We start from the raw sequence: 26,799 nt of genomic DNA, 5'->3' as shown, positions 1-26,799 counted from the left end.
CTCACCGGGTCGCGGTGGCGAAGACGACGATGTTGTCCGGGTAGCTGCCGGTACCCGGGTCGAACCGCCCGCCGCACGTGATCAACCGGAGCCGCGCCGCCGCGTCGCCGCCGTAGACCCGCGCGGTGGGGAAGCGCTCCTTCGGGTACGCCCCGACGCCGTCCACTGTGAACGTCGCGGTGCGCCCGTCGGCCCGCAGCACCCGGATCGTGTCGCCGGGGCGCAGCCGGCCGAGGTCGAAGAAGACCGCCGGGCCGTGCTGCGAGTCGACGTGCCCGACCAGCACCGCGTTGCCGGCCTGGCCGGGGGCGGGACCGGGGTGGTACCAGCCGGTGACCTCGGGGCGTTCCAGCGGCGGCACCTCGAGCGCACCGTCCGCGTCGGTGGCGACCGGGACGATCTCGGCGTCGACGCCGATGCGCGGGACGGTGACCCGCACCGGCGTGGACCGGGGGAGCGGCGGGCCGGCCGTACCGGGGCGTTCGGTGGCGGGCGCGGCGGAGGCGCCGGGCTGCGGTGGTGACGCCGACGTGGTGCCGAGCCCGGCCGAGACCAGCCCGGTGCCGGTGGCGGCGGCGACGGTGACGGCGGTGACCAGGACGGCGGTGTGCAGGCGCGAGCGGCGCTGCGACTCCGACAGCATCCCACCTCCGTTCGACGGGGACGCGGCGCCCGCGCCGGAGCATCCGGCGCGGGCGGACCGCTCGGCGTGCTTCTCAGGCTGCGGCGTCCGCGCGGCGGCGGCGGATGACCGCGTACGCGCCGCCGGCGAGCGCCCCGGCGGCCAGGACGCCACCGGCGATCAGCACTCCGGTGTCGCCGTCGCGTCCGCCGCCACCGGCCTGCGCGCCGCCGATCGGCGTGACGGTGAACGTGGCGCTGCCGCCGTCGCTGCCGTCGCCGCACGTGGTGGCCACGGTGTACGTGCCGAGCGTGAACCCGGCGGTGAACAGTTCGGCGCTCAGGCCACCGCCCGCGGCCGCCGTGGTGGACCGGACGTTCTGGTCCCGGTCCGGGCCGGTGACCCGGAAGATCGCGTCACCGGCGTTCGGGTTGCACGTGGTGGTCAGCACGACGGTGCCGCCGACCGGGGTGGTGGCGGGTGAAACTCTGGTGTCCGCCAGCGCGGCGGCCGGGAGCAGCAGTGCGCCGAGGCCCACGCCGAACGCCGCCGATCCGAGAAATGACTGTGCCTTCATCCGCGTCTTCCCTCACTTTTCGTCCGCTGTAGGCGTGGGACGTCGTTCGGGTGGCCAACTCCGTGACGAGCACCGGTGTGGCCAACACTAGGAGGGTTGCGGCGGTCACTGGGGGTAATTGAGAAATCTTCGTTGCCGTCCGGTGTGCTCCCTGCCGCCACCGGAGGGTGGACATGCCGGGCCAGGCCGGACGGCGTGCCGTCCCGCTTCGCCGCGTCTGGGGCCGCTGTCCGGTTCGCCCTACCGGGCCGGCGGCTCCGGCCGGACCAGGCCGGTGTCGTACGCGAGCACCACCGCCTGGATCCGGTCGCGCAGGCCCAGCTTGGCCAGGATCGCCGACACGTGTGTCTTCACGGTGGCGGTGCTCAGGTGCAGCCGGGCGGCGATCTCCGCATTGGACAGTGCCCGCGCGGTGAGCGTCAGCACCTCCCGTTCGCGGGCGGTCAGCACGGCGAGCGCGTCACCGGCAGGCGTGGCCGCGGGCAGCCGGTCGGCGTACCGGTCCAGCAGCCGCCGGGTCACCGTCGGCGCGAGCAGCGCCTCGCCCCGGGCCACCACGCGTACCGCCTCGGCGAGGTCGGCCGGGCGGGTGTCCTTGAGCAGGAACGCGCTCGCCCCGGCGCGCAGCGCGGCGTAGACGTGCTCGTCCAGGTCGAACGTGGTGAGCATGACCACCCGGGCCGGGTTGCCGGCGGCCACCAGGTCGCGGGTGGCGGCGATGCCGTCGCGGCGGGGCATCCGCACGTCCATCAGCACCACGTCCGGCTTCGTGCGGGTCGCTACCTCGACGGCCTCGACGCCGTCGGCGGCCTCGCCGACCACGCTCAGGTCGGGGCGCGCGTCGAGGACGGTGCGCAGCCCGGCGCGGATCAGCTCCTGGTCGTCGGCGACCACCACCCGCACGGTCACCGGTCCGCCCCGACCGGAAACCGCGCGTGGACCCGGAATCCGCCGGCCGGCAGCGGGCCGGCGTCGAGCGTGCCGCCGAGCAGCCGGGCCCGCTCCCGCATGCCGACGATGCCGCGCCCGGTGGACGTACCGGGCCGGCGGGCGGGTGCCGGGCCGTCGTTGACGACCTCCAGCCGCAGCACCCCGTCGCCGTAGCGGACGTCGACGTCGGCACGGGTGGCGTGCCCGTGGCGCAGCGCGTTCGTCAGCGACTCCTGCACGATCCGGTACGCCGACAGCTGCACCCCGCCGGGCAGCGCCTCGCCGTCGCCGTCGCGCCGCAGCGTGACCGGCAGGCCGACCGCCCGTACCGCGTCGGCGAGCGCGTCGAGCTGTGCCAGTCCCGGCTGCGGTCCGTCCGGATCGGATCCGTCGTCGAGGGCGAGCGCGTGCAGCATGGCCCGCAGCTCGGTGAGCGCCGACCGGGCCGCTGTGTCGATCGCGGCGAGCGCGGCGCGGGCCTGCTCCGGCTGCTCGTCGAAGACGTCCTCGGCGGCGGCGGCCTGCACGGCGATGACCGCGACGTGGTGCGCGACCACGTCGTGCAGCTCCCGGGAGATGCGCTCCCGTTCGGCCGCGCGGACTTGCCGTTCGCGTTCGCAGCGCCGCTGCGCCTGGCCGCGCTGCAACTCGCCGAGCGCCCACGCCAGGTCCAGTGCGATCACCGCCAGCAGCAGGTCCCGCCAGCCGCCGGTGAGCAGCTTCCACGGCGTGGGCGCCATCAGCAGACCGAGCGCGACGAGCGAGTAGCGCGGTGGGCGCAGCCGGGCCACGTACGCCATCGGGATGGCGACCAGGCCGAGCCAGCCGAGCTGCGGGCAGAGCGCCTCCAGGCCGACGCCCGCCAGCGCGGCGACGGTGAGGGCGTACCCCGGGTGGCGCCGGATCCACAGCAGACAGCTGGCCTGCGCGACGGCGAGGCCGACCGCGACGGCGGTCCCGCCGGTCGTGTCCGGGCCGGCGTCGGAGGCCAGCAGCGCGAGCAGGCACACGGCGAGGCTGACGGTGGCGATGCCGCCGTCGAGCAGCAGCAGGAACCGGGTCCGGGACGCGCACCTCATGTCCGGATGCTAGGCCGCCGGGTCGCCGCTTCTCATCGGTCGCCAGACGGAGATCCGGGCCGGTGCTCGGTCCGGGGACCGAGCCGGGAACCGCTCCGCGGCCCGATCCGCGCGGCGGCCCGCCGGACCTAGCGTCCCCGGTAGTCGTCCCGAAGTGGAGGAGTCACCGATGGAGACCACGATCCCGACCGTCGCCACCCGCCCGAATCGCCGCCGGGACCGTCTGCTCACCGTGCTCGCGGCGTCCGCCGCCGCGCTGCTGGGCTGGGTTCTTGCGGTGCCGGTGGCCGGCGTGGAGCTGGTCGCGCGTACCGGCTCGACCGACCAGCGGGTGACGCCGGTGGCCGTGGTGGTGAGCGCGCTGCTCGCCGGGCTGGCCGGCTGGGCGCTGCTGGCCCTGCTGGAGCGGCTGACCGCCCGGGCCCGGACCGCCTGGACGGTGGTCGCGGCCGTGGTGCTGCTGGTTTCCCTCCTCGGGCCGCTCGGCGGGGGAGTGGGCGGGGCGGCGACGCTGACGCTCGTGGCGCTGCACCTGGTCGCGGGCGCGGTGCTGATCACCGGCCTGCGGTGGACCGCCGCCGGGTGACGGGCGGCCCCGGGCCGCCGCGACGGGGGGCGGCCGGCCCGGGGCCTCCTGGAGAACTAGCCTCCTAGGACGCCCTACGGGACGTGCGGCCAGGCACCCGGAAATTTCTCCGCCACCGATGTCGAGAACGGACGGGCAGCGTCGTCCCCGGAGTGAACGCGGCCAGAATGGGCCGCACCACTGCACGAGGAGACACTCATGAAGTACCTGCTCCTGAAGCACTACCGTGGCGGCCCCACCCCGGTCACCGACATGCCGATGATCGACAAGTGGACGCCGGAGGAGATCTCCGCGCACGTGACCTACATGCAGGAGTTCGCGGCGCGGCTGCAGGAGAGCGGCGAGTACGTCGACGGTCAGGCGCTCGCCCCGGAGGGCACGTTCGTCCGCTACGACGGCGAGGGACGCCCCCCGGTCACCGACGGTCCGTTCGCCGAGACGAAGGACCTCATCGCCGGCTGGATGGTGATCGACGTGGACAGCTACGAGCGAGCGCTCGAACTGGCCGCCGAGCTGTCGGCCGCGCCGGGGCAGGGCGGCAAGCCGATCCACGAGTGGCTGGAGCTGCGTCCGTTCCTGACCGCACCGCCCACCATCACCGAGTGACCCGTCCGATGGACGAGGTCGCGCTGCGCAGCCTCATCCCGGGCGTGCTCGGTGTCCTCGTCCGCCGCGGAGCCGACTTCGCGGCGGCCGAGGACGCCGTACAGGACGCGCTGATCGAGGCGCTGCGTGTCTGGCCGGCCGACCCGCCCCGCGACCCGTTGGGCTGGCTGGTCACAGTGGCGTGGCGGCGGTTCCTGGACGCGGTCCGCGCCGACGCCGCCCGGCGCCGACGGGAGGACCTGATCGAGGAAGAGCCGCCGCCCGGCCCGGTGCCCGCCGTGGACGACACGCTGCGGCTCTACTTCCTCTGCGCGCATCCGTCGCTGAGCCCGTCGTCGGCCGTCGCGTTGACGCTGCGCGCCGTCGGCGGGCTCACCACCCGGCAGATCGCGCAGGCGTACCTGGTGCCGGAGGCCACCATGGCGCAGCGGATCAGCCGGGCCAAGCGCACCGTCTCCGGGGTTCGCCTCGACCAGCCCGGTGACGTCGCCACCGTGCTGCGCGTGCTGTACCTGGTGTTCAACGAGGGCTACTCCGGCGACGTGGACCTGGCCGCCGAGGCAATCCGGCTCACCCGCCAACTCGCCGCCGCGATCGACCATCCCGAGGTGGCCGGGCTGCTCGCGCTCATGCTGCTGCACCACGCCCGCCGGGCCGGCCGGACCGCGCCCGACGGCAGCCTGGTGCCGCTGGCCGAGCAGGACCGCAGCCGGTGGGACACCACGCTGATCGCCGAGGGCGTGGGCATCCTGCAGACCGCGCTGTCCCGCGACCGGCTCGGCGAGTTCCAGGCCCAGGCCGCGATCGCGGCACTGCACGCGGACGCGCCCACCGCCGCGGAGACCGACTGGGTGCAGATCGTCGAGTGGTACGACGAGCTGGTGCGCCTGACCGGCAACCCGATCGCCCGGCTCAACCGGGCGGTCGCGGTCGGCGAGGCGGACGGCCCGCGCGCCGGGCTGGCGGCGCTCGCGGCGCTTGACGACACGCTGCCCCGGTACACGGCGGTGGTCGCGTACCTGCACGAACGCGACGGCGACCCGGACCGGGCGGCCGCGTTGTACGCGGAGGCGGCCCGTCGCGCGCCCAGCCTGGCCGAACGCGACCACCTGAACCGGCAGGCGGCCCGCCTCAACTCCCGCCGCCCCGGATAAACCGGTCGGCCACGTACGTCGCCGCTGGTAGGTTGCCTCGCCGTGACGGGGGAACGGCTGGGCGGGCGCTTCGCCCGACTGTGGACGGCGAGCACGCTGTCCGCATTGGGAAGTGGGATGGCGACGGTGGCGGCGCCGCTGTACGTGGCGTCGATCACCGACGATCCGCTGGTGGTGTCGGCCGGGGCGGCGGTGTCGTGGCTGCCGTGGTTGCTGTTCGCGCTACCCGGTGGCGTGCTGGCGGACCGGGTGGACCGGCGGTGGCTGATGGTGGTCATCGACTGGGTGCGGGTCGCCGCGCTGGTCGTGCTGGCGGTGGCGATGCTCGCCGACCGGGCCGGGATCGCTCTGCTCTACGCGGTGCTGTTCGTGGTGAACACCGGCGAGGTGGTGTTCCGGACCGCCGCGCAGGCGGTGCTGCCGGCGGTGGTGCCGCGCTCGATGCTGGAACGCGCCAACGGCTGGCTGGGCGGCGGCACCCAGGTGATGCAGAACATGATCGCCGGCCCGCTCGGCGGGTTCCTGTTCGTGCTGGCGGCGTCGCTGCCGTTCGCGCTCAACGCCGGCACGTACGCGCTCAGCGCCGTCCTGGTGGGGTTGCTCGCCGGGACGTACCGTGCCGGGCCGGCGCCGGACGAGCGGCGGTCGGTACGGGCGGAGGTCGCGGAGGGGTTCCGCTGGCTGTGGCGGCAGCGGCTGCTGCGCACCATGACCGTGCTGATCGGCCTGCTCAACGTCACGCTCACCGCCGCGGTGGCGGTGCTGGTCCTGCTCGCCGGGGAGCGGCTGGGCCTCGGCTCGGTCGGCTACGGCGCGTTGTTCACCTGCATGGCGGTGGGCGGGGTGCTCGGCTCGCTGGTGGGGGACCGGCTGATCGCCGCGATCACGCCCACCTGGACGGTGCGGACGGGGCTGCTGGTCGAGGCGGGACTGCACCTGGCGCTCGCCGCGTCCCGCAGCGCGGTCGTGGTCGGGTTCGCGCTGTTCGCGTTCGGGGCGCACAGCGCGCTGTGGAACATCGTGGCGAACTCGCTTCGGCAGCGGCTCACGCCGCCGGCGTTGATGGGCCGGGTCGGCAGCACCACGTTGTTCGTCGCGGCGGGCGGCAACTGCGTCGGCGCGCTGCTCGGTGGCGTGGTGGCGGCCCGGTTCGGCATCACCGCCCCGTACTGGGTCGGTTTCGTCGTGGCGGTCGCGGTGATCGCCGCGACGTGGCGGGTCTTCGACCGGGCGACGGTGGCCGCCGCCTACGCCGATCCGGCCCCGCAGAAGCCCGCGCCGGTGGCCTGAGCGCGGGGCGGCCGGGGCCGCCGGAGGCCGATGTGGCAGCGTGGCCGGATGCACGCATCCTTCCCGGTCGACGTCGACCTCGCGCTGGTCGGCGGCGGCGGCGCCGCGTCCCTGGTCCTGGCCGCGCTGGACCGGCACGGCGTGACCGGGCTGCGGGTCGCGGTGGTCGACCCGGTGCACAAACGCGGCCAGGACCGCACCTGGGCGTTCTGGGGCCTGCCCGGCGACGATCTCGACCCGCTGTTGAGCGCGAGCTGGTCGCAGGTCGACGTGGTCACGCCCGCCGCCCGCCGCGTCCTGTCGCTCGACCCCCTGCGGTACGGCATGCTGCGCTCCGCCCCGGTCTACGACCGGGCTGCCGAGGCCGAGCGGCGGCTGGACGCGGTCCGGATCAGCGCCCCGGCGGGGGAACTGCGCGACGACGGTGAGCGGGTCACGGTCCGCGACCCGGACGGCCGGGACCTGGTGCGGGCCGGCTGGGTGCTCGACTCGCGGCCACGGCGGCCGAGGCGGCCGGGACGTACCAGCTGGTTGCAGCACTTCCGCGGCTGGTGGCTGACCGCCGACCGGCCGACGTTCGACCCGCAGCGGGCGGTGCTGATGGACTTCCGCACCCCGCAGCCGCAACGCGGCGTCTCCTTCGGGTACGTGCTGCCTGTCGACGACCGGTTCGCGCTCGTCGAGTACACCGAGTTCGGGCCGGAACTGCTCGACGACGCGGGCTACGACGCGGCGCTGCGCGGGTACGCCGACCTGCTCGGCCTGGACCTGACCGCGCTGCGGGTGCGGGAGGTCGAGAACGGCGTGATCCCGATGACCGACGGCCCGTTCGAGTCCCGCCCGAGCCCCCGGGTGGTGCGGCTGGGCACCGCGGGTGGGGCGACCCGCCCGTCCACCGGCTTCACGTTCTCCGCGATGCTGCGCCAGGCCGACCAGGTGGCCCTGGCGCTCGCCGCCGGCCGTCCGCCGGTGCCGGCGCCCGCGTACCCGGGACGGCACCTGTGGATGGACGCGGTGGCGCTGCGCGCGCTGGACCGGGGGCACGTCGGCGGGGTGGAGTTCTTCGAGCGGCTGTTCGACCGCAACCCGCCGGAGCGGGTGCTGCGGTTCCTCGACGGCGTGACCAGCCCGGCGGAGGACCTGGCGGTGATGCGGTCCAGCCCGCTGCTGCCGATGACCGGCGCGGTGCTCGGCGACGCGGCCGGCCGGCTGCGCGCCCGCCTGCGCCGCTAGCCGGTCGCCTCGGCGACGCGGTCGCGCACCAGCGTCCGCAAGCCCTCCATCGGGTCGCCGTCGCCCGCGCCGAGCCGGTTGCGCACCGCCGCCACCGTCAACCCCAGTTCGGGGTACGCGAACGCGAGGCTGCCGCCACTTCCGGCGGTGCCGAACGATCCGTCGTCCTCGACCGCGTACCCGAGCCCGAACGTGCTCTCCTGCGCGAACACCCACTCCGGCGCGCGTACCGCCGGGGCGGACACCTCCCGCATCCGCTCGGCGGAGATCAGCCGCACCCCGTCGACCGGGCCGAGCAGCGCCGCGTACATCCGGGCCACCGCGCGGGCGCTCATCGTGCCGACCGACGGCACGTCGGCGCGCAGCACGTCGGGGCGGGAGCCGATGACGGTGTCCGGCCGTACGGCGGGTGGGGCCACCGCGTCGAAGTGCGGCAGGTTGGCCCCGGCCCAGGTCATCAGCGCGGACAGGCCGGCGTCCTCCAGCCGGGCCAGGCGGGGCAGGTCCGCCTCCGGTACGCCGAGGAACAGCTCCCGGTCCACGCCGAGGGGCCCGGCCACCTCCTGCGCCAGCACCCGCGAGATCGGCGCGCCGGTGACCCGCCGGACCACCTCGCCGAGCAGCCAGCCCCACGTCCACGCGTGGTACGCGAGCCGCTCGCCGGGTGCCCACAGCGGCCGCGCGTCGGCGAGCAGGTCGCACATGCGCGTCCAGTCGGTGAAGTCCTCCGGCGTGACGTCGGCCGGCAGCGCGGGCAGGCCGGCGGTGTGGGTGAGCACGTGCCGCAGCGTGATGCCGCCCTTGCCGTGCCGGGCGAACTCCGGCCACACCGCGGCGAGCGGCAGGTCGTAGTCAAGGCGTCCCCGCTCGGCCAGCACGTGCACCACGGTGGCGGTGAGACCCTTGCCGGTGGAGACGGCGTGCACGGGCGTGTCGGCGGTCATCGGCCTGCCGGTGGTGGTGTCGGCGAGCCCGGCCTGCTCGGTGAGGATCGCGACCCCGTCCAGGTACGCGGCCACCTGCACGCCGGTCTCCCGGCCGGAGGAGACCAGCTCGTCGATCGTCGCCCGTACCTCGGCCCGCAGGCCGTCCCACCGCGTGTCCACGATCTCGCAGCGTGCCAGACCGGCGTGCCGTCCGTCGCATGCTTTTCCGTGGCCCGGCGGCTCGGTGCCAGCACCGGCGCTCGTGGGTGGCGTCGTCACCCCGATCGGCGCGGTGGCGCCCGGCTGTCTGCTCGGCGATGCCCGGCGGCTCGGTGCCGGCCGTCGGCGGCCTCAGCGGGCGACCGGCGTCGGCGCGCCGGTTCCCTGGGCGGGCAGCGGGTTCGTGTCGCCGGTGAGCAGCCGGGCGCGCAGCGCGGCGATCGTCTCCTCGCCGACGCCGAGCCGGCCGGTCACGTAGCCGCGCACCGAACCGTGGGCGGCCCGCAGGTCGGCCAGCGCCAGCCGGATGATCTCGGCCGGGGCCCGCCCGTACGCCGGCCAGCCCGGCGTCGCGCCGCCGTTGCGGTCCCGCCACTCGGCGACCAGCCGGTCGGTGGCGTGCTCGGTGAGCGCGAAGTCCGCGGCGATCTGGTCGTCGTCCACGTCGAGCACTGACAGCACCAGCGCGGCGAGCAGGCCGGTGCGGTCCTTGCCGGAGGCGCAGTGGAACACCAGCGGATGCTCGCCGTCCGCGATCACCTCGATCGCCCGGCGCAGCTCGGCCACGCCGTCCTCGGCCACCTCGGCGTACCGGTCGGCCAGGTAGCGCCACGGGTCCACGCCGGGGTCGATGTCGGCCTGCACGTACGGCCGGTGCTCGATGCTCAGGTTGTGCCAGGTCACGCCGAGGCTCTCCGGCGCCCGGCCGCGGCCGGCGATCTCCCACGGGTACCGCAGGTCGATCACGGTGCGGACGCCGAGCGCCGCGAACCGTTCCAGGTCGTCACCGGCGAGCTTGGCCAGCGAGTCGGAACGGTAGAGCCGGCCCCGGGCGACGGTGCGGCCGTCGCCGGTCCGCCAGCCACCCAGGTCACGGAAGTTGCAGAGGGTGGCGAAGTCCGGGGGAGTGGTCATCCCGGCACGCTAGCCGGGCACGGCGGGTCCTGTGGTCCCGCGCGCTCGCGTACCCGGTAGGTTGCCGGGCATGGCGGAGGCGGAGACCGGCCGGGTCGTGGAGATCTGGACCGACGGCGCGTGCAGCGGCAATCCCGGGCCCGGCGGCTGGGGCGCGGTGCTGCGCTGGGGCGGGCACGAGCGGGAGCTGTGCGGCGGCGAGGCCACCCCGACGACGAACAACCGGATGGAGCTGACCGCTGCCATCCGGGCGCTGGAGAGCCTCACCCGCCCGGTCACGGTACGCCTGCACACCGACAGCACGTACGTCCGTAACGGCATCACCGGCTGGCTGAACTCGTGGAAGCGCAACGGCTGGCTGACCGCCGCGAAGCAGCCGGTGAAGAACGCCGACCTGTGGCAGGCGCTGGAGGCGGCCTGCTCCCGGCACGACGTGACCTGGCTGTGGGTCAAGGGGCACAACGGGCACCCGGAGAACGAGCGCGCGGACGCGCTGGCGAACCGGGGCATGACCGAGGCGCGGGGCGCCAGCGCGGCCGCCACCACCCCGCGCGCGCGTCAGCGCAGCGGCCGGCCCTCCTCGATCTCCTCCGGCTCCTCGGACGGATCGCCGGTGCCGGAGACGGCCGCCACGTCGTAACCGGCGCGGCTGACCTCCCGTGCCGAGCGCCGGTCCTCGGCGGGCAGGTCGGCGAAGTCGTCACCGGTGTCGTCGGTGGTGTGCAGGGACTCGCCCGGCGGGCGCAGGGACGCCTCGTACGCGGTAGCGCCGTCGGGTTCGTCGCCGGCGGCGCGGCCGAAGGACTGTTCACTGGTCATGTCGCACTCCTGCCCGCAGCGGGTGACGGCAAACGTTCGGGTCGCCCGAGCCCTGGCGACGGGCCCGGTTCGTTCGGTGGCCCGGGTTCGGCCGGTGCTCGCGCCCGGTCAGCGGGCCGCGTCCGGGTGGGTCGGCATCGAGGAGCCGCCCGAGCTGCTGCCGGAGGCGCCGCCCGCCATGCCGGATCCGTTGTCCTCGGTCACCTCGTCCGGTTTCGGCGTGCCGGGGGCGGGCGCCGGCACGTCGGTGTCCGCTGCCGTCTGCACCAGCGGAACCTGCCCGGCCTCGTCCTCGGCGTGCGCCGGGTCGACCGGCTCCTCACCGTCGCGTGCCCGATACCCCACCGGTGGCCCCTCCCGTCGGTCGACGTCGTCCGCGCCGCCTACCCCACCCCACCCCCACCAAACCCACGCGCCTCCGCCCGGTCCCGGCGTCGCAGTTGACCAAGGACTTTGTGTCCCGATCCAGCCCTGAACCCCGACCCAAACTCCTTGATCACCGCCGAGGTGGCCCTGGCGGGCCGGCCGAGGGGGTGATCAAGGAGTTTGTGGCCTGGCGGCGGGCGGAAATGGACACAAAGTCCTTGATCGTCGCGGTGCGGGGGTGGGGTGGGAGCGGGTGCCAAGATGCGGGCGGGCCGGGGGTCGGCGTGAGTGGCGTCGGCGGCGGGGGCGCGCGTGGGTGGCGTCAGCGGGGCTGGCGGCGGCGCTGCCGGGGCTGGGGGCGGGCCGGGGTCAGCGTCAGGGTCCAGTGGGCCGGGCGGCGTAGCCCCGGCGGCAGGACCGTGCGGTGGTCGCCGCGCGCGGCGTCGAGCTGCGACTGGTGCGTGAACAGGCACTCGCTCAGGTCCGCGCCGCGCAGGTCGGCCCCGCGCAGGTCCGCGCCGGTCAGGTCGGCGGCGCCGAGGCGTACGCCCCGCAGGTCGGCCCCGATCAGGCAGGCGCCCCGCAGGTTCGCCCCGGCCAGCGGGGTACGGCGCAGGTCCACCCCGATCAGCATCGCACCCCGGCGGTCCGGCCCGGCCTTTCCGGCGCGGGCCCGCTCGGCGGCGCGGGACAGCAGTCGGTTGGCCCGGTCCCGGTGTGCGTCGACGTCGAGTGCGAGCAGCTCGTCGGGGGTGCCGTCGGTGAGCCGGCCGGTCTCGTCCAGCGCGGCGGCCAGCTCGTCGCGCAGCGGCCCGGGCGGGGTCAGGCGTACCGCCTCGGTCAGGTACCACAGCAGCTCGTGCAGCGGCCGCAGCACCGCGAAGCTGTCGAACATCCGTTGCGCGGTGGCCGGGTCAGCCCGCCAGTCGCGGCCGGCGAACGTGTGCCCGGTGAGGTGCTGTCCGGCGCCGAAACAGTCGAACACGGTGCAACCGGGGAAGCCGCGTTCTCGCAGCTCGGTGTGGATGCCGCAGCGGAAGTCGGCGCCCAGGTTCGGGCAGGGCCGCCCGGCGGGCTTGTCGATGGCGAAGTCGGCCGACGCGGTGAACGCCGGCGCGACGCAGCAGACCCCGGCGCAGCGCGAACAGTCCGCCCGCAATTCCCGCCCGCCGCCCGCCACGCCCGACTCCACCACCACGGTCCCCATTCTCCGCACCCACCCCGCCCACCTGCCCACCCACCCCACCCCGCCCACTCCGTCGATCATGAGGTTGACGGCGACAAACCGGACCGGGACCGCCGCCAACCTCATGATCAACGCTGAAGGGGTGGGGTGGCGTCAGAAGGTGAAGAGGGAGGCGGTGGTGCGCTGCATCAGGCAGGCGTTGGCGAACGTCCGGGTGTAGGCGACCGGGCGGTTCTGCCAGAAGCCCACGGCGCGGGCGACCACCGGGGCGTACTGCGACGTGCACGGCGCGCCGTCCACGTCGAGCGCGTCCAGGTCACCGTCGACACGGGCGACGAGCCGGCAGGCGGTGATCGGGTCGGGGTGCAGGCCGCCGGTCGGCCCGCAGGTCAGCACCGTGGCGCGCACGCCGGCGCCGTCGTCGACGGTGAGCAGCAGCACCGAGGGGGTCTGCGGGCCGGGGCGCGGCGCGGCCTGCGCGGGGGAGGCCGGCGCGGCGAGGCCGCCGAGCGCGGCGGCCAGGGCCAGTGCGGCGGTACGTCGGGCGAAGGGCATGGGTGGTCCTTCCGTCGGGGCCCCGGGTGAGGGCCGGTGGACGGCCCGGTACGTCGTGCGAACCGGACCGCCGAGAACCCTAGGTGGACGGTGTGAACGCGAAGCGTCACGAAGTGTTACGACGGTCGACCGCGACGCCCGTCCGCTGTGACATCGGCGTACGGGAATGCCCGAACGGCTGACAACCGCCCGAGTGCCTTGCGGCAACGCATTCCGAATTCGCGAAACGCCTGCCTGAAAGGCTGACAACCGAATCGCGCCGTTATTGCGCCGATGCATTCCGTGCGCCGGATCGTTGTCAATGCGCGACAACCGGAACGGCCGTTACCGGAACGATTCTTTTCGGCGTACCCAAGCGCTTTACCGTCGGGTGGCAGGGCGTTTTCGTCCCCGTCGGGAGGACTGCTCATGAGCGAACTGTCGTACCCACCGGCCGTCCCCGGCCCCGACGTCGAGGCCGTTCCCGGCCCGCCCGGCCGGCCCGGCGAATTCGTCGGCCGGTCACCCGGCCGGCTCGCCTGGATGCGGCTCAGACGCGACCGTACGGCCCGGGCCAGCGCCGTCACACTCGCCGTCGCCGCCCTGGTCGCGCTCGGCGCGCCACTGCTGGGACGGCTCACCGGAATCGACCCGACCGACAAGTTCGTCGACCGGCTCAACGATTTCGGAATGCCGATCGGGTACGCCGGCGGAATCAGCTCCGACCATTGGCTCGGACTCGAGCCCGGCAGCGGCCGGGACATCCTGATGCAGCTGGTCTACGGCCTGCGGACGTCGTTGTTCATCGCGTTCGCCTCGGCGCTGCTGGCCTCCGGAATCGGTGTCGCGGTCGGTGTGCTCGCCGGGTGGGCCAGAGGCTGGCTGGACGGCGTCGTCAACTGGCTGATCGACCTCACGCTCGCGTTCCCGTTCCTCATCTTCGCCCTCGCGGTCATCCCGATCCTGCAGGACCGCTTCTACTCCGACCGGGAGGCGCCGTCGCCCGCGTTCCGGGTGGCCCTGATCGTCGCCACCTTCGGCCTGTTCAGCTGGACGTACACCGCGCGGCTGGTCCGCGGCCAGGTGATCTCGCTGCGGGAGCGCGAGTTCGTCGAGGCGGCCCGGGCCGCCGGTGCCGGCACCGCGCACATCCTGCTGCGGCAGCTGCTGCCGAACATCTGGGCGCCGATCCTGGTCACCGTCTCGCTGATGGTGCCGCAGTTCATCGCCATCGAGGCGGCGTTGGCGTTCGTCAACATCGGCGTCACCGAACCCACGCCCGACCTGGGCCGCATGATCTTCAACAGCATCGGCTACGTCGCGAGCGACCCCTGGTACACCCTGTTCCCCGGGTTGACGGTCTTCCTGCTGGTCCTGGCGTTCAACCTGCTCGGCGACGCGCTGCGCGACGCGCTGGATCCCCGCTCCACCCGGTAGTCCCCACGGCCATCAGTGCCCGGCCGGCGGGGGCCGCCGGGCAGGAAGGGAGCACATCGTGCGCGCACGAACCCGGACACTGACAGGTGTCCTCGCCGTGGCGGCGCTGGCCGCCGCCGGCTGCAGCCCCACCACCGACGACGGTGGCGGTGACGACCAGAAGACCAAGACCCAGAGCGGCTCGATCTCGTACGAGGCCGCCGACAACCAGGGCCCGGCGAAGCCGGTCGACGGGGCGAGCCGCGGCGGCACCCTCACCGTCATGCAGCCGGCCGACTTCGAACACCTCGACCCGGCCCGCAACTACGTCAACGTGCAGCAGGTCGCCGGCGGGATGCTGTACCGCCCGCTCAACGGCTACAAGGAGGACGGCAGCGGCAAGCTGCTGCTCGTCGGTGACCTGGCCACCAACCCCGGCAAGGACGTGAACGGCGACTGCAAGGTCTGGGAGTTCACGCTGCGCGACGGCGTGAAGTACGAGGACGGCACGCCGGTGAGCAGCAAGGACGTCGCCCACGGCATCGCCCGGTCGTTCGCGGCGAACCTCAACGAGGGCCCGCACTACATCCAGCAGTGGCTCTACCCGGGCGGGGCGTACAACGCCACCTACAAGGGACCGTACGACGGTGGCAAGCCGGTGCCCGACGGCGTCACCACACCCGACGACCGGACCATCCGGTTCACGTTCCCGCAGCCGCACTGCGACCTGCCGTACGCGGCGGCGCTGCCCACCAGCGCGCCCGTGCCGGCGGCGAAGGACACCCGCGCCAACTACGACCTGCGGCCGTTCTCGTCCGGGCCGTACCGGGTGAAGACCTACCAGCGCGACGTGGCGCTGGAGCTGGAACGCAACCCGAACTGGGATCCGGCGACCGACCCGATCCGCAACGCGTACCCGGACGCGATCCGGATGACGTTCGGCCTGGAGCAGGCCCAGATCGCCGAGCGTCTGGTGGCCGACGGACCGGCCGACCAGGCGTCGCTGAGCTGGTCGGACGTGCCGCCGTCGGTGCTGCCCCGCACCACCGGCGCGAGCGTCGCCGATCGGGTGGTGCGCGGTCCGACGCAGTACAACTGGGTGCTCAGCATCAACACCCAGCGGGTCACCGACCTGAGCGTACGGCGGGCGCTGAACTACGCCGTCGACAAGGACGCGCTGCTCAAGGTGCTCGGCGGGCAGGCGGCCGGCTCACCGGCCACCACGCTCATGTCACCCACCACCGCCGGGTTCGTCCCGTACGACGTGTTCAACGCCCCGGTCACCGGCGACAAGGCCAAGACCGCCGAACTGCTCGCCGGCAAGCGGCCGAAGCTGGTGCTCGCCCACTCCAACCTGGAACTGCGCACCCAGCAGGCCGAGGCGCTGCGCAAGAACCTCACCGACATGGGCTTCGACATCGTGATGAAGCCGATCGACAACAGCAGCTACTACGACGAGGTCGGCCGCAAGGACAACCCGTACGACATGTACCTCACCGGCTGGGGCTCGGACTGGCCCACCGGCTCCACTGTCATCCCGCCGGTCTACGACGGACGGGAGATCGTGGCCGAGGGCAACCAGAACCTGTCGTACCTCAACGAGCCGTCGGTCAGCGCGGAGATCGACCGGGTCCGCACCCTGCCGGCCGCGGAGCAGGACGCCGGCTGGATGGCGCTCGACCGCACGATCATGGAGAAGTACGCCCCGGTCGTGCCCTGCTACTACGACGCCACCTACGAGCTGCACGGCTCGAAGGTCGGCAACGCCTTCCTCAGCGACGCGTTCGGGATCATCTCGCTCAACGGCATCTACGTGAAGAAGTGACAGCCGCGTGGGGGCGGCTGCCACGGCGGTCGCCCCCGCGCCCACACCGGGGGAGGTGCTCCCGTGCTCCGTTTCGTCGTACGGCGGCTGCTCGTCGCCGCCCTGACCCTTGTCGTCATCAGCCTTGTCACGTTCGGTCTGTTCTTCGCGGTGCCGAGCAGCCCGGCGAAGGTGATGTGTGGCAAGAACTGCACGGCCGAGGACATCGCCCAGGTCGAGCGCCGCCTCGGCATCGACCAGCCGCTGCCCCGGCAGTACGCCGACTTCGTCGGCGGCGTGTTCGCCGGCCGGACCTACGGCGAGGGCGACTTCCGGCAGGACTGCCCGGCGCCCTGCCTGGGTTACTCGTTCCGCAACAACCAGCCGGTCACCGAGATCGTCGCCCAGCGGGCACCGGTGACGTTCAGCATCGTCCTCGGCGGCGCCGTGCTCTGGCTCGGCCTCGGCGTCTCGCTGGGCATGGTGTCGGCACTGCGCCGGGGTACGGCGTTCGACCGCGCCGCCATCGGCGTCACGCTGGCCGGGGCGTCCATGCAGGTGTACTTCTTCGGGCTGATCCTGCTCTACCTGCTCGTCTACTCCACCGGCCTGCTGCCGTTCCCCAGCTACACCCCGCTGACCGAGAGCCCGCTGCGCTGGGCGGCCGGGCTGCTGCTGCCCTGGATGACGCTGGGCTTTCTCAACTCGGCGCTGTACGCCCGGCTGTCCCGGGCCCAGATGCTGGAGACGCTGTCGGAGGACTTCGTCCGTACCGCCCGGGCGAAGGGGCTGCCCGCCCGGAAGGTGCACACCCGGCACGCGCTGCGGGCGGCGATCACGCCGATCGTGACGATCGCCGGGCTGGACATCGGCACCAGCCTCGGCGGCACGTTCATTACCGAGACCATCTTCGGCCTCCAGGGTCTCGGCAAGGCGACAGTGGAGGCGGTGCAGTTCCTCAACCTGCCGGTGGTGATGGCGACGGTGCTGCTGGCCGCGGTGTTCATCGTGGTCGCCAACATCGTGGTCGACGTGCTGTACGCGGTGATCGACCCACGGGTCCGGCTGAGCTGACGGGAGGGAACGGACATGGTGGAGCTTCCGGCGCCGCGTCGCGGCGAGGGCCCGTACCTGCGGGTCGAGGACCTGCGGGTGCGGTTCGACACCGAGGACGGTGTGGTGCGGGCGGTGGACGGGGTGTCGTTCGCGGTGGAGCGGGGTCGCACGTTGGGGATCGTGGGGGAGTCCGGTTCCGGTAAGAGCGTCACGTCGCTGGCGATTCTCGGTTTGCACAACGCGAAGCGCACGGCCATCTCGGGGGAGATCTGGGTGGGTGGGCGTCAGCTGGTGGGGTTGGGTGAGGAGGAGGTGCGGCGGCTGCGGGGCCGGGACATGGCGATGATCTTTCAGGATCCGTTGTCGGCGTTGCATCCGTACTACTCGGTGGGTAGGCAGATCGCGGAGGCGTACCGGGTGCATCACCCGAGGGCCGGGAAGCGGGAGGCGCGCAGCCGGGCGGTGGACATGCTGGGGCGGGTGGGGATTCCGCAGCCGGCGAGGCGGTTCGAGCAGTTTCCGCACGAGTTCTCCGGTGGGATGCGGCAGCGGGCGATGATCGCGATGGCGCTTGTGAACGACCCGGATCTGCTGATCGCCGACGAGCCGACGACGGCGTTGGATGTGACGGTGCAGGCGCAGATCTTGGATCTGCTGGCGGATCTGCAGGAGGAGTTCCGGTCGGCGATCGTGTTGATCACCCACGATCTGGGTGTGGTGTCGCAGGTGGCTGATGACGTGTTGGTGATGTATGCGGGTCGGGCGGTGGAGCACGGGAGTGTGGAGCGGGTGTTGCGGGCGCCGCAGCATCCGTACACGTGGGGGTTGTTGTCGAGTGTGCCGTCGTTGCACGGCGACGCGGACGCGGACCTGCTGCCCATTCCCGGCAACCCGCCGAGCCTGATCAACCTGCCGCCGGGGTGCGCGTTTCATCCGCGTTGCCGGTGGGCCGGGGTGAACGGCGACCGGTCCCGCGCGGAGGTACCGGAGCTGGGCACCGCTGGTGCGCCGGGTCATCTGGCGGCGTGTCATCTGCCGGTAGCGGCGCGGGAGCGCATCTACCGCGACGAGGTCGCACAGGTGGGGGTGGCCCGATGAACACGGTGGCGAACGGGCAGGTGCCGGTGGTGGGCGTCTCGGGGGCGGGAAGCGACGCGGGCGGCGCGGCCCGGCTCGCGGCGGAGCCGCTGCTGTCGGTGCGCGGTCTGACGAAGCACTTCCCCGTCCGGCAGGGCCTGCGTGCCACGGGTGCGGTGCGGGCGGTCGACGGGCTGGACTTCGACGTGCGCCCCGGCGAGACCCTCGGCCTGGTGGGGGAGTCGGGCTGTGGGAAGACCACGACCGGGCGGATGCTCGTGCGCCTGCTGGAGCCGACCGCCGGGTCGATCGCGTTCGCGGGGCGGGACATCACGCATGCGAAACGTGGTGAGTTGCGCGGGTTGCGGCAGGACCTGCAGATCATCTTCCAGGACCCGTACGCGTCGTTGAACCCCCGGCACACCGTCGGGCGGATCGTGGCGATGCCGTTGCAGGTCAACCGGATCACCCCACCCGGCGGCGTCAAACACCGCGTCCAGGAACTCCTCGAACTCGTCGGGTTGAACCCGGAGCACTACAACCGGTACCCGCACGAGTTCTCCGGCGGGCAACGCCAACGCATCGGCATCGCCCGCGCCCTCGCCCTGAAACCGAAACTCATCGTCGCCGACGAACCCGTCTCCGCGCTGGACGTGTCCATCCAGGCGCAGGTCATCAACCTGCTGCGCAGCCTGCAACGCGACCTGGACCTGGCGTTCGTGTTCATCGCCCACGACCTGGCCGTCATCCGGCACTTCTGCCACCGCGTCGCCGTCATGTACCTCGGAAAAATCGTCGAGATCGGCGACCGCGACACCATCTACACCCGGCCCCAGCACCCCTACACCAGGGCCCTGCTGTCCGCCATCCCCGACGTCACCACCCTCGGACCCGCCGGCCGCATCCGCCTCACCGGCGACGTCCCCACCCCACTCAACCCGCCATCGGGCTGCCGCTTCCGCACCCGCTGCTGGAAAGCCACCGACCACTGCGCCACCGAAGAACCCGCGCTGACCACCCGGGACGGCGGCACACAACTCACCGCCTGCCACTACCCGGAGAGGCAAACACCATTCGATGCGGTCATGGGAGCCGAGCCCGCACCTTGACCAGGGGACGCCGAGCGGTCACAGCGGTGACGGGTCGTCGCGCAGCCGGCTGTAGAGCCACCCGTCCCGCCAGGCGCCGGCCCGGAACTCACAGGCCCGCAAGACCCCCTCCAGTTGGAAGCCGGCCTTCTCCAGCGATCGCTGCTCGGCAACGTTCTCGGGATGGGTGCCGGCCTGGATGCGCTGCGCCGGGGTGTGGCTGAACAGGTAGTCGCAGAGCAGCGCCTGGGCCCGCCAGCCGAGACCCCGGCCGCGCCATTCGGGCAGCAGCACGATGCCGATCTCCCAGTACGGTGCCCGCCCGCCGTGCTGGCCCTGGCGATAGCTGAGGAATCCGGCCGCGACGTCGGGGGGCTCGACCTGGACGATCAGGCCGCCCACCTGCTCGCCGAGATAGCCGTCCTCGGCGAAGCGGCGGGCCGGCGCGGCGGCGTCCCGGAAGCCGGCCCAGTCGAGCCCGATCAGCCCGGGTTCGACAGCGAAACGGCGCAGCATCGCCAGGTCGTCCTCGGCCACCGGGCGCAGTCGTACGGTCGAGCCGGGCGCCTCGTGCACGACGCCGGCCACCAGCGGATCGGAACTCTGCATCCTCCGCACCGTAGTGACGGGCCGGGCCGCCCGCTGCCCCCGCGCCCGGCGGCTGACCGCTAGACGGAACGCCACGAATCAGAAGCGAGGGCAGACGCTTGCGGCCCCATCACCAGCATCCCCCCGTCCACCGCCCACGACGCCCCCGTCACGTACGCCGCCGCCGGCGAGGCGAGCATCGCCACCACCGCCGCCACCTCCCGCGCGTCACCGGGACGTCCCACCGGCACGCCGGGCCGGTGCTGCGTGAACGGGTCGACGTCCTCCTGCCCGGTCATCGGGGTGGCGATCTCGCCCGGCGCGACCGCGTTGACGGTGATCCCGTCGGCCGACAGTTCCTGCGCCATCACCTTCGTGAGCAGGCCGAGCCCGCCCTTCGCCGCGCAGTACGCCGACGAGCCGACCCGGGGCGCGTGCTCGTGCACGCTGGTGATGTTGATGATCCGGCCGCCCCGTCCGGCCGCGCGCATCCGCCGGGCGGCCCGCTGCGAGCACAGGAACGGGCCGTCCAGGTCGACCGCCAGCACCTCGCGCCACTTCGCCCAGCTCACGTCCACGAACGGCTCGGACAGGCCGGTGCCGGCGTTGTTGACGAGCACGCCCAGGCCGCCGAGCCGGTCGGCCAGCTCGTCGATGACCGCCGCCGCCTCGGGGAGCCGGGTCAGGTCCAGCTCGGCGAGCGCCACCGCGCACGCCTTGCCGATGCCGGAGTCCGCGCCGGTGACGATCGCGACGCGGTCGTAGTCCTCGTATCGTTCGGGCATGTCCGCGCACTACCCGCGGGCGGCGACCTCAACCGGCCGGACGACCCCGGCTCACCCGGCGGTTTCGTCGGACCCGCTCGCTAGGGTACGGGCGTGATCGCCGATGACTCCGATGCCGTGACAGTCCGCTTCCTGCGCATGATGCGTGCCGAGATAGGCGCCGAACGGGTGGGGGAGGATTCGCTCGGCCGCACCGCCGATCTCGCCCGGCGCTGGTGGGGCACCGGCGATGCGCGGCTCGCCGACGCCTTGCGGGAGCTGCACGGCGAGCCGGTCGCCCCGGCGGAGTTCGACGCGCTGATGGCGCGCGACCGGACCGACCCCGACGCCTGACCACGCCGGCGCCCGCGATCCGCGCGCCGTCGCCGAATCGGCCGGCGTCAGCCCGTCCGGACCGGCACGGCGAACCGGGGCGCGTCAGCGGTGAGCAGCGCCGTCCGCGACGGCACGCGCCACTGCTCGGCCAGCGCCGCGGCCAGCTCGTCCAGCATCCGGCGTACGGTCGGCGCCGCCCCCTCGTGCATCGCCTCGACCACCACCAGCACCTCAGCGGTGCCGGCCCGTACCGCTGACGCGCCGCTCTGCCGGTGGCACCAGCGCCGGGCGTGCGCGTGTCCGCCCTGGTCGGCGAAGATCACCTCGCCCGGCGCGGGTTGCTCGCTCTCCCCGCCGAGACCCAGGTAGGACTCGGTGCCGTCGGCCGGGCGTACGGTCAGGTCGCCGTCGATCCCTGCCAGGTCGAGCACTGCCACCGGGACGGCGTACCGGACCGAGAGCGCGTTGCCGAGGTCGACGAGCGGGTGCAGCCGGGGCAGGTCCCCGTCCCGCCGCAGGCGGCGCAGCAGCGACTCGGCGGCGCAGCGGTAGCGGGTCGGCGGGCAGCCCATCCGGGCGAACGCGCGACGCCACGCCTGGATCTCCGGGAAGCCACCCTCCGGCCCGGCGGCGAGCCGGTTCCGGGCGGCGCCGAGATATCCGGCCAGCAGCGGCGTGACGTCGGCGTCGGGCGTGACACCGGCGGCGTGCAGGACGCCGCAGGTCAGCTCCGGATAGGCCGACCAGATCTCGGGGGAGTGCCGGAAGCGCACGGGAAAGACTCCTTCTACGGGCGAGCGAGTACGGGTCAGGCGGTGAACGCGAGGCCGAGGCCCAGGGCGAGGAAGCTGCCGGCGAAGGCGTGCCGCAGCAGCGCGGTCAGCCGGGGCCGGGACAGCACCCGGCGGCGCAGCGCGCCGGCCAGGAGCGCGTACCCGGCGAACACCAGCAGTGTGACGGCCATGAACACCAGGCCGCAGGCGAGCATGCGCACGGTGGCGGCGGGCGCGTCCGGCGGCACGAACTGGGGCAGGAACGCCACGAAGAACACCGTCACCTTCGGGTTCAGCAGGTTCATCAGCACCCCGTCGCGGAAGACCGCCGCCGCCGGGCGCGGGGGCCGGTCGCCGTCGAGGGCGAACGCGCCCCGGTCGCGCAGCGCCGACCACGCCATCCAGAGCAGGTACGCCACACCCAGCCAGGTCACCACGCGGAACGCCGGGGTGCCGGCGCGCAGCAGGGCGGCCAGGCCGGTCACGGCAGCGATCACGTGCGGGACGAGACTGAGCGTGCCGCCGGCGGCAGCGGCCAGGCCGGCCCGGCGTCCGCCGGCCACGGTGGTGGCGAGCGTGTGCATCACCCCGGTGCCCGGCGTGATCGCGACGACGAGTGTGGTCAGCAGGAATGCGACTGTCATGCGGTCCAGCCTGTGGCCATAATGGTCCGATGGACAGGGCCAAAGCTGTCGTCATTGAGGAGTCCAAAGCGGCCGGTGCGGACTTCCTCCAGCTCGATGTCGGCGAGGCGCCGCCGGGTGGCCGCGCGGACTGGCTGGCCGCCCGCCTGCGATCGGCGATCGCCGACGGCCGCGCACCGGTGGGCACCCGCCTGCCGGCCAGCCGGGTGCTCGCCGCCGAGCTGGGTGTCTCCCGGGGCGTGGTGACCGAGGCGTACCAGCGGCTGGCCGAGGACGGGCAGGTGGCCGGGCGTGGCCGGGCCGGAACGGTGGTGGTCGCCTCGCCGGCCGCCGTGGTGACCCGGCCGCCCCGGCCGAGGAAAGCGGCCGAGGTGTTCGCCGGCCGGCCCGGCCTCGACGCCTTCGACGAGCTGCGCGCCGTACCCGCCGAGGTGGACCTGACGCCCGGCGTACCCGATCTGGCGGCCTTTCCCCGCGCGGCCTGGCTGCGGGCCGAACGCAACGTCCTGCACCGGCTGACGCCCGCCGCGCTCGGCTACGGCGACCCGGCCGGCACGCCCGCGCTACGGCTCGCGGTCGCGAACTGGCTGGCCCGCGGCCGGGGCATCCGAGCCGACCCGGCCGAGGTGGTGATCGTGTCCGGGGTCTCCCAGGCGCTCGGCCTGCTCGCGCGGGTGCTGCGCGATCGGGGTACGCACACCGTCGCGGTGGAGGACCCCGGCTCCCTCGGCGTACGGCAGCACCTGGCGTACTCCGGGCTGGCGACCCCGCCGGTCCCGGTGGACGACAGGGGCCTGTGCGTCGACGAGCTGGAGCGGTCCGGCGCGCCGGCCGTGCTGCTCACCCCGGCGCACCAGTTCCCGACCGGGGTGGTGCTCGACGGGGACCGGCGCCGGCGGCTGCTGCGGTGGGCACGCGACGGCGGCCTGGTGGTGGAGGACGACTACGACGCCGAGCACCGCTACGACCGTCCGCCGGTACCGGCGCTGCGGGGCATGGCGCCGGACCGGGTCTGCTACGTCGGCAGCATCTCCAAGCTGCTCGCGCCGGCCCTGCGGATCGGGTGGATGCTGGTGCCGCCCGCGCTGCACGCCGACGCGGTGGCCGTGAAGCGGGCGGCCGATCTGGGCAACGCGGCGCTGGCGCAGCTCGTCCTGGCCGAGCTGATGGAGTCCGGCGCGCTGGAACGGCACCTGCGGCTGCTGCGCCATCGGCACGTACGCCGCCGGGACGCGATGATCCGCGCGGTCGGCGCGTACCTGCCGGGGGCGGTGGTGCACGGCGCGGCGGCCGGGCTGCACCTGATGGTCACGCTGCCCGGCGACGTCGACGACCGGGCGTTGGCGGCGGCGGCGTTGCGCCGGGGCGTGAAGGTCCACCCGCTGTCGTGGCACGGCCAGCGCCCGCAGCCGCCCGGCCTGGTCCTCGGCTACGCCGCGACCCCACCCTCCGACATCGACAGTGCCCTCGCGACGGTGGCCGAGGCCCGTCGCGCCCTCACCCCGCCCCGCTGATCAAGGAGTTCGGGTACGAGTCGATCTCCTCCAAGGACACAAACTCCTTGATCAACGGGGAATGCGGGGGGCGGGCGGGGGTGGGGGGTAGAGGGCGGCCAGGGCGGCGGCGGTCTCGGCCAGGCGGGCGCGCAGCGTCTCCGGGGTGAGGACCTCCACGTCGGCGCCGAGCCGGAGCAGGTCGCCGTGCGCGTGGGTGAGCGACTCGATCGGGATGACCGCGTGCACCCAGCCGGCGGCGTCGGGCGGGCCGGCGCTCGCCTCGGCGGCGGCCACCACCACGTCGCTGCCGACCTCACGCAGCCGGGCGAACCCGCGCGGCGACAGCCGGATGCGCGCCTCGTCGCGGTGCAGCCCGGCCCGGAACTCCACCACGTGCGCGCGCCACCAGGCCGGCAGGTCGAACTCCGGTCGCTCGAACGTCTCCTCCAGTGGGGTCAGGTCGAGGATCTGGTTGACCCGGTAGGTGGCCGGGTCGGCGCGGTCCGGCCGGGCGGCGACCAGATACCAGCGCCCGCCCTTGAGGACCAGCCCGTACGGCTCGAGGACGCGGGTCGTCTCGCCCCGCCAGCCCCGGTACCGCACCCGGACCCGGCGCTGCCGCCACACCGCGTCGGCGGCCTCGGCCAGGTGTGGCGACGGGTCGCCGTCGGAGTACCAGCCCGGCGTGTCCAGGTGGAACCGCTGTTCCAGCCGGGCCGCCCGGTCGGCCAGCGGCGCTGGTAGCGCGGCCCGCAGCTTGAGCTGTACGGCGGCCACGACCGACTGGTAGCCCAGCTCGGCCGCGGGCCCGGGGAGCCCGGCGAAGAGCAGCCGGTCTGCCTCCTCGGCGGTCAGCCCGGTCAGCCGGGTCCGCCAGCCCTCCACGAGCCGGTAGCCGCCGTCGTGCCCGGCCTCGCCGTACAGCGGGATGCCGGCGGCGTGCAGCGCCTCCACGTCCCGGTAGATCGTGCGCGCCGACACCTGGAGGCGGGCGGCCAGGTCGGCGGCGGTGAGCCGGCCGTGCGCCTGCAGGAGCAGCAGGATGGACAGGAGTCGACTGGCCCGCATTCTGCTGACACTAGCTGTCAGGGGAGCGGTCCTAGCGTGCCCGCATGGCTTTTCACGACAAGGAGCTGACCGTGCCGGGGACCGTCGAGGTGGCCGGCCGGCACGTCAAGCGCTACCACATCGACCAGCCGGACCGCCGCCTCGAACCGCGTGTGGTCGACGCCGCGTACGCGTACGTGCCGAAGCTGCTGCCCGCCCCGGACGGCGCCACCCCGCCGGCGAGCTGGGTGGTGCTGCACCGGGGCGCCGACACCGGGGCGTACCTGCTGGCGTACAGCTGGTTCTTCGACAACGTGGTCGAGTGCCGCATCGCGATCGCCGGGCAGCCCGCGCTGGACTGCCCGGACGACGACCCGGCGCACTTCGTGGACCTGACCCGCCCCGGCATCGGCTGCGTCTGGGAACTGGGCGTGCTGGAACACGAGCGCGTCGCCTGGATCCGGCACGTGCTCGCGCCGGACCGGCCGGACCTCGCGGGCTACCTGCCGACGCCCGGGCGCAGGGGCCGGTGGGCAGCTGATGGGCGACTTCGACTTCCTCGTCGGCACCTGGGACGTGACCAACCGGCGCCTGCGGCAGCGGCACGTCGGCGCCGACGACTGGGACGAGTTCGCCGGTGTCAACGAGGCGCGCTCGTTCTTCGACGGCGCCGGCAGCTTCGACGAGATGCGCTGCCCGAGCCGGGGCTTCTCCGGCTCCACGGTGCGCGTCCGGAACCCGTCGACCGGGCTGTGGTCGATCTACTGGATGCACAGCGCGCGGGGCGTGCTGGAGCTGCCGCCGGTGGTGGGCCGGTTCACCGACGGCGCCGGTGAGTTCTACGCCGACGACACCGACGAGGGGCGGCCGGTGCGCTGCCGGTTCATCTGGTCGGCGATCACCGCCGACTCGTGCCGCTGGGAGCAGGCGTTCTCCACCGACGGCGAGCGCACCTGGGAGACCAACTGGATCATGGAGTTCCGCCGGACGGCGTGACCGGCGGCGTGGTGGTCCGGTAGATCGCGGTGAGCCACACGTCGAGCAGCACGTCGACCACGTCCCGCTCGGCCACCGCCGGGCCGTCCCCGGCGAACGTGGCGTACCAGACGCGCTCGTTCATCGAGTTCAGCGCGATGGAGAGGTCCCGGGCGGGCAGCCCGTCCGGGGCCGCGCCGCGGGCGCGTTCGGCCTCGATCGCGGCCTGCACCGCGCGGACCCAGCGTTCCAGCACCTCGGCCCAGAGCCGCCGCACCTCGGCGTTGGTGCCGCGCACCTGGGCGCAGGCCAGCACCACGTCCCGGTGCCCGCCGAACGTGGCGTGGAACCGGGCGATCAGCTCCCGCCAGTGGGCGCGCGGATCCTCGGCGAGCCGCTCGAACACGCCTCCGGCGGCGGCGTCGGCCTCCTCGGTGACCCGGTCGAGCAGCGTGAGCAGCACCGCGTCCTTGGACGGGAAGTAGAAGTAGAAGGTGGGCCGGGAGATCCCGGCGCCGCGGGCCAGGTCGTCGATGGAGATGTCGGCGAAGGGGCGCTGCGCCAGCAACCGCTCGGCCGTGGCCAGGATCGCGGTCTCCCGGTCGTCGCCGGTGGACCGGCCGGCCCGCCGCCCGCGCGTCGGCGCGGCGCCGGTCGGCGTACGGGCGGTCGTCATGTCGGCTGATGCTACAC

General features: G+C 73.9%; 31 protein-coding genes. 14 read left to right on the top strand and 17 right to left on the bottom strand.

What is annotated here, in order from left to right; genetic code table 11:
- Nucleotide 1: 1 nt before the first annotated feature.
- From ACQP26_RS16255 to ACQP26_RS16240, 4 genes are all read right to left on the bottom strand, one after another.
- On the bottom strand, nucleotides 2–643 hold the full coding sequence (locus ACQP26_RS16255; protein ID WP_269705928.1) for a class F sortase: 642 nt from the start codon (nucleotides 641–643) through the stop codon (nucleotides 2–4).
- 73 nt (nucleotides 644–716) lie between these two features.
- On the bottom strand, nucleotides 717–1,199 hold the full coding sequence (locus ACQP26_RS16250; protein ID WP_013286444.1) for a hypothetical protein: 483 nt from the start codon (nucleotides 1,197–1,199) through the stop codon (nucleotides 717–719).
- Nucleotides 1,200–1,439: 240 nt separating this feature from the next.
- Nucleotides 1,440–2,108, bottom strand: a complete 669-nt coding sequence (locus tag ACQP26_RS16245; RefSeq protein ID WP_433493252.1) for a response regulator — start codon at nucleotides 2,106–2,108, stop codon at nucleotides 1,440–1,442.
- The gene (locus ACQP26_RS16240; protein ID WP_433493251.1) at nucleotides 2,105–3,208 is read right to left on the bottom strand and encodes a sensor histidine kinase; all 1,104 of its coding nucleotides are present in this window, start codon (nucleotides 3,206–3,208) and stop codon (nucleotides 2,105–2,107) included. Before ACQP26_RS16240 ends, ACQP26_RS16245 begins: the two co-directional genes overlap by 4 nt.
- A gap of 169 nt (nucleotides 3,209–3,377) precedes the next feature.
- On the opposite strand from ACQP26_RS16240, the gene ACQP26_RS16235 reads away from it, so the two are divergent.
- The 5 genes from ACQP26_RS16235 to ACQP26_RS16215 all read left to right on the top strand — a co-directional run bounded on the left by ACQP26_RS16235 (nucleotide 3,378) and on the right by ACQP26_RS16215 (nucleotide 8,077).
- The gene (locus tag ACQP26_RS16235; RefSeq protein WP_433493250.1) at nucleotides 3,378–3,794 is read left to right on the top strand and encodes a DUF6069 family protein; all 417 of its coding nucleotides are present in this window, start codon (nucleotides 3,378–3,380) and stop codon (nucleotides 3,792–3,794) included.
- A 198-nt stretch (nucleotides 3,795–3,992) separates the two neighbouring features.
- Complete coding sequence (locus ACQP26_RS16230) at nucleotides 3,993–4,400, top strand: YciI family protein (RefSeq protein ID WP_269705936.1); 408 nt, start codon at nucleotides 3,993–3,995, stop codon at nucleotides 4,398–4,400.
- A gap of 8 nt (nucleotides 4,401–4,408) precedes the next feature.
- On the top strand, nucleotides 4,409–5,554 hold the full coding sequence (locus tag ACQP26_RS16225) for an RNA polymerase sigma factor (RefSeq protein ID WP_433496151.1): 1,146 nt from the start codon (nucleotides 4,409–4,411) through the stop codon (nucleotides 5,552–5,554).
- Nucleotides 5,555–5,596: 42 nt separating this feature from the next.
- Nucleotides 5,597–6,844: an MFS transporter gene (locus tag ACQP26_RS16220; RefSeq protein WP_269705938.1), complete on the top strand. Its 1,248-nt coding sequence runs from the start codon at nucleotides 5,597–5,599 to the stop codon at nucleotides 6,842–6,844.
- Nucleotides 6,845–6,892: 48 nt separating this feature from the next.
- The gene (locus ACQP26_RS16215) at nucleotides 6,893–8,077 is read left to right on the top strand and encodes a lycopene cyclase family protein (protein ID WP_433493249.1); all 1,185 of its coding nucleotides are present in this window, start codon (nucleotides 6,893–6,895) and stop codon (nucleotides 8,075–8,077) included.
- On the opposite strand, the gene ACQP26_RS16210 is transcribed toward ACQP26_RS16215, so the two are convergent.
- Together ACQP26_RS16210 and ACQP26_RS16205 are read right to left on the bottom strand one after the other, a co-directional pair.
- Entirely contained in the window at nucleotides 8,074–9,183 is a 1,110-nt protein-coding gene (locus ACQP26_RS16210) for a serine hydrolase domain-containing protein (protein ID WP_433493248.1), read from the bottom strand. The two genes, ACQP26_RS16215 and ACQP26_RS16210, sit on opposite strands and share 4 nt — an antisense overlap.
- 171 nt (nucleotides 9,184–9,354) lie before the next feature.
- Nucleotides 9,355–10,137, bottom strand: a complete 783-nt coding sequence (locus ACQP26_RS16205) for a tyrosine-protein phosphatase (protein ID WP_433493247.1) — start codon at nucleotides 10,135–10,137, stop codon at nucleotides 9,355–9,357.
- A gap of 70 nt (nucleotides 10,138–10,207) precedes the next feature.
- Here ACQP26_RS16205 and rnhA point away from each other — a divergent pair, with 70 nt between their 5' ends.
- Entirely contained in the window at nucleotides 10,208–10,777 is a 570-nt protein-coding gene (gene rnhA / locus ACQP26_RS16200; RefSeq protein WP_433493246.1) for a ribonuclease HI, read from the top strand.
- On the opposite strand, the gene ACQP26_RS16195 is transcribed toward rnhA, so the two are convergent.
- The 4 genes from ACQP26_RS16195 to ACQP26_RS16180 form a co-directional block, all read right to left on the bottom strand.
- Entirely contained in the window at nucleotides 10,696–10,956 is a 261-nt protein-coding gene (locus ACQP26_RS16195) for a hypothetical protein (RefSeq protein WP_091418334.1), read from the bottom strand. The genes rnhA and ACQP26_RS16195 overlap by 82 nt on opposite strands.
- Nucleotides 10,957–11,064: 108 nt before the next feature.
- A complete protein-coding gene (locus ACQP26_RS16190; protein ID WP_269705949.1) occupies nucleotides 11,065–11,301 on the bottom strand; it encodes a preprotein translocase YidC in 237 nt (78 codons plus the stop codon).
- A 343-nt stretch (nucleotides 11,302–11,644) separates the two neighbouring features.
- Complete coding sequence (locus tag ACQP26_RS16185; protein ID WP_433493245.1) at nucleotides 11,645–12,529, bottom strand: pentapeptide repeat-containing protein; 885 nt, start codon at nucleotides 12,527–12,529, stop codon at nucleotides 11,645–11,647.
- A gap of 132 nt (nucleotides 12,530–12,661) precedes the next feature.
- Complete coding sequence (locus tag ACQP26_RS16180; protein WP_269705952.1) at nucleotides 12,662–13,063, bottom strand: SSI family serine proteinase inhibitor; 402 nt, start codon at nucleotides 13,061–13,063, stop codon at nucleotides 12,662–12,664.
- A gap of 408 nt (nucleotides 13,064–13,471) precedes the next feature.
- On the opposite strand from ACQP26_RS16180, the gene ACQP26_RS16175 reads away from it, so the two are divergent.
- From ACQP26_RS16175 to ACQP26_RS16155, 5 genes are all read left to right on the top strand, one after another.
- On the top strand, nucleotides 13,472–14,479 hold the full coding sequence (locus ACQP26_RS16175; RefSeq protein WP_269705955.1) for an ABC transporter permease: 1,008 nt from the start codon (nucleotides 13,472–13,474) through the stop codon (nucleotides 14,477–14,479).
- Nucleotides 14,480–14,537: 58 nt separating this feature from the next.
- Nucleotides 14,538–16,283, top strand: coding sequence for an ABC transporter substrate-binding protein (locus tag ACQP26_RS16170; RefSeq protein WP_433493244.1), 1,746 nt, complete (start codon nucleotides 14,538–14,540; stop codon nucleotides 16,281–16,283).
- Between the two features lie 63 nt (nucleotides 16,284–16,346).
- Nucleotides 16,347–17,336, top strand: a complete 990-nt coding sequence (locus ACQP26_RS16165) for an ABC transporter permease (protein ID WP_281577776.1) — start codon at nucleotides 16,347–16,349, stop codon at nucleotides 17,334–17,336.
- 15 nt (nucleotides 17,337–17,351) lie between these two features.
- A complete protein-coding gene (locus ACQP26_RS16160; protein WP_433493243.1) occupies nucleotides 17,352–18,416 on the top strand; it encodes an ABC transporter ATP-binding protein in 1,065 nt (354 codons plus the stop codon).
- On the top strand, nucleotides 18,413–19,504 hold the full coding sequence (locus ACQP26_RS16155) for an ABC transporter ATP-binding protein (RefSeq protein WP_433493242.1): 1,092 nt from the start codon (nucleotides 18,413–18,415) through the stop codon (nucleotides 19,502–19,504). Before ACQP26_RS16160 ends, ACQP26_RS16155 begins: the two co-directional genes overlap by 4 nt.
- An 18-nt stretch (nucleotides 19,505–19,522) precedes the next feature.
- Here the strand turns inward: ACQP26_RS16155 and ACQP26_RS16150 are convergent, their stop codons facing one another.
- Entirely contained in the window at nucleotides 19,523–20,092 is a 570-nt protein-coding gene (locus ACQP26_RS16150; RefSeq protein WP_281577779.1) for a GNAT family N-acetyltransferase, read from the bottom strand.
- A gap of 59 nt (nucleotides 20,093–20,151) precedes the next feature.
- Nucleotides 20,152–20,856 (bottom strand): SDR family oxidoreductase, encoded by a 705-nt coding sequence (locus ACQP26_RS16145; RefSeq protein WP_433493241.1) that lies wholly within the window; start codon nucleotides 20,854–20,856, stop codon nucleotides 20,152–20,154.
- A gap of 93 nt (nucleotides 20,857–20,949) precedes the next feature.
- Here ACQP26_RS16145 and ACQP26_RS16140 point away from each other — a divergent pair, with 93 nt between their 5' ends.
- Nucleotides 20,950–21,189, top strand: a complete 240-nt coding sequence (locus ACQP26_RS16140; protein ID WP_433493240.1) for a hypothetical protein — start codon at nucleotides 20,950–20,952, stop codon at nucleotides 21,187–21,189.
- Nucleotides 21,190–21,236: 47 nt separating this feature from the next.
- Here the strand turns inward: ACQP26_RS16140 and ACQP26_RS16135 are convergent, their stop codons facing one another.
- Together ACQP26_RS16135 and ACQP26_RS16130 are read right to left on the bottom strand one after the other, a co-directional pair.
- The gene (locus tag ACQP26_RS16135; RefSeq protein WP_433493239.1) at nucleotides 21,237–21,944 is read right to left on the bottom strand and encodes a B3/B4 domain-containing protein; all 708 of its coding nucleotides are present in this window, start codon (nucleotides 21,942–21,944) and stop codon (nucleotides 21,237–21,239) included.
- A gap of 35 nt (nucleotides 21,945–21,979) precedes the next feature.
- Nucleotides 21,980–22,588, bottom strand: a complete 609-nt coding sequence (locus ACQP26_RS16130; protein WP_269705971.1) for a LysE family translocator — start codon at nucleotides 22,586–22,588, stop codon at nucleotides 21,980–21,982.
- A 29-nt stretch (nucleotides 22,589–22,617) separates the two neighbouring features.
- Here ACQP26_RS16130 and ACQP26_RS16125 point away from each other — a divergent pair, with 29 nt between their 5' ends.
- Nucleotides 22,618–24,102, top strand: a complete 1,485-nt coding sequence (locus ACQP26_RS16125; protein ID WP_433493238.1) for a PLP-dependent aminotransferase family protein — start codon at nucleotides 22,618–22,620, stop codon at nucleotides 24,100–24,102.
- A gap of 51 nt (nucleotides 24,103–24,153) precedes the next feature.
- On the opposite strand, the gene ACQP26_RS16120 is transcribed toward ACQP26_RS16125, so the two are convergent.
- Both ACQP26_RS16120 and ACQP26_RS16115 read right to left on the bottom strand, forming a co-directional pair.
- Nucleotides 24,154–25,152, bottom strand: coding sequence for a helix-turn-helix transcriptional regulator (locus tag ACQP26_RS16120; RefSeq protein ID WP_433493237.1), 999 nt, complete (start codon nucleotides 25,150–25,152; stop codon nucleotides 24,154–24,156).
- A 112-nt stretch (nucleotides 25,153–25,264) separates the two neighbouring features.
- Nucleotides 25,265–25,540: a hypothetical protein gene (locus tag ACQP26_RS16115; RefSeq protein WP_433493236.1), complete on the bottom strand. Its 276-nt coding sequence runs from the start codon at nucleotides 25,538–25,540 to the stop codon at nucleotides 25,265–25,267.
- A 131-nt stretch (nucleotides 25,541–25,671) separates the two neighbouring features.
- On the opposite strand from ACQP26_RS16115, the gene ACQP26_RS16110 reads away from it, so the two are divergent.
- Nucleotides 25,672–26,127 (top strand): hypothetical protein, encoded by a 456-nt coding sequence (locus tag ACQP26_RS16110; protein WP_433493235.1) that lies wholly within the window; start codon nucleotides 25,672–25,674, stop codon nucleotides 26,125–26,127.
- Here the strand turns inward: ACQP26_RS16110 and ACQP26_RS16105 are convergent.
- A complete protein-coding gene (locus ACQP26_RS16105; protein WP_269705981.1) occupies nucleotides 26,102–26,782 on the bottom strand; it encodes a TetR/AcrR family transcriptional regulator in 681 nt (226 codons plus the stop codon). The genes ACQP26_RS16110 and ACQP26_RS16105 overlap by 26 nt on opposite strands.
- Nucleotides 26,783–26,799: the final 17 nt, after the last annotated feature.

The organism is Micromonospora sp. CA-248089 (assembly GCF_050948515.1).
Classification (GTDB): Bacteria; Actinomycetota; Actinomycetes; order Mycobacteriales; family Micromonosporaceae; genus Micromonospora.
This window is presented reverse-complemented; position numbering and strand designations above follow the sequence as displayed.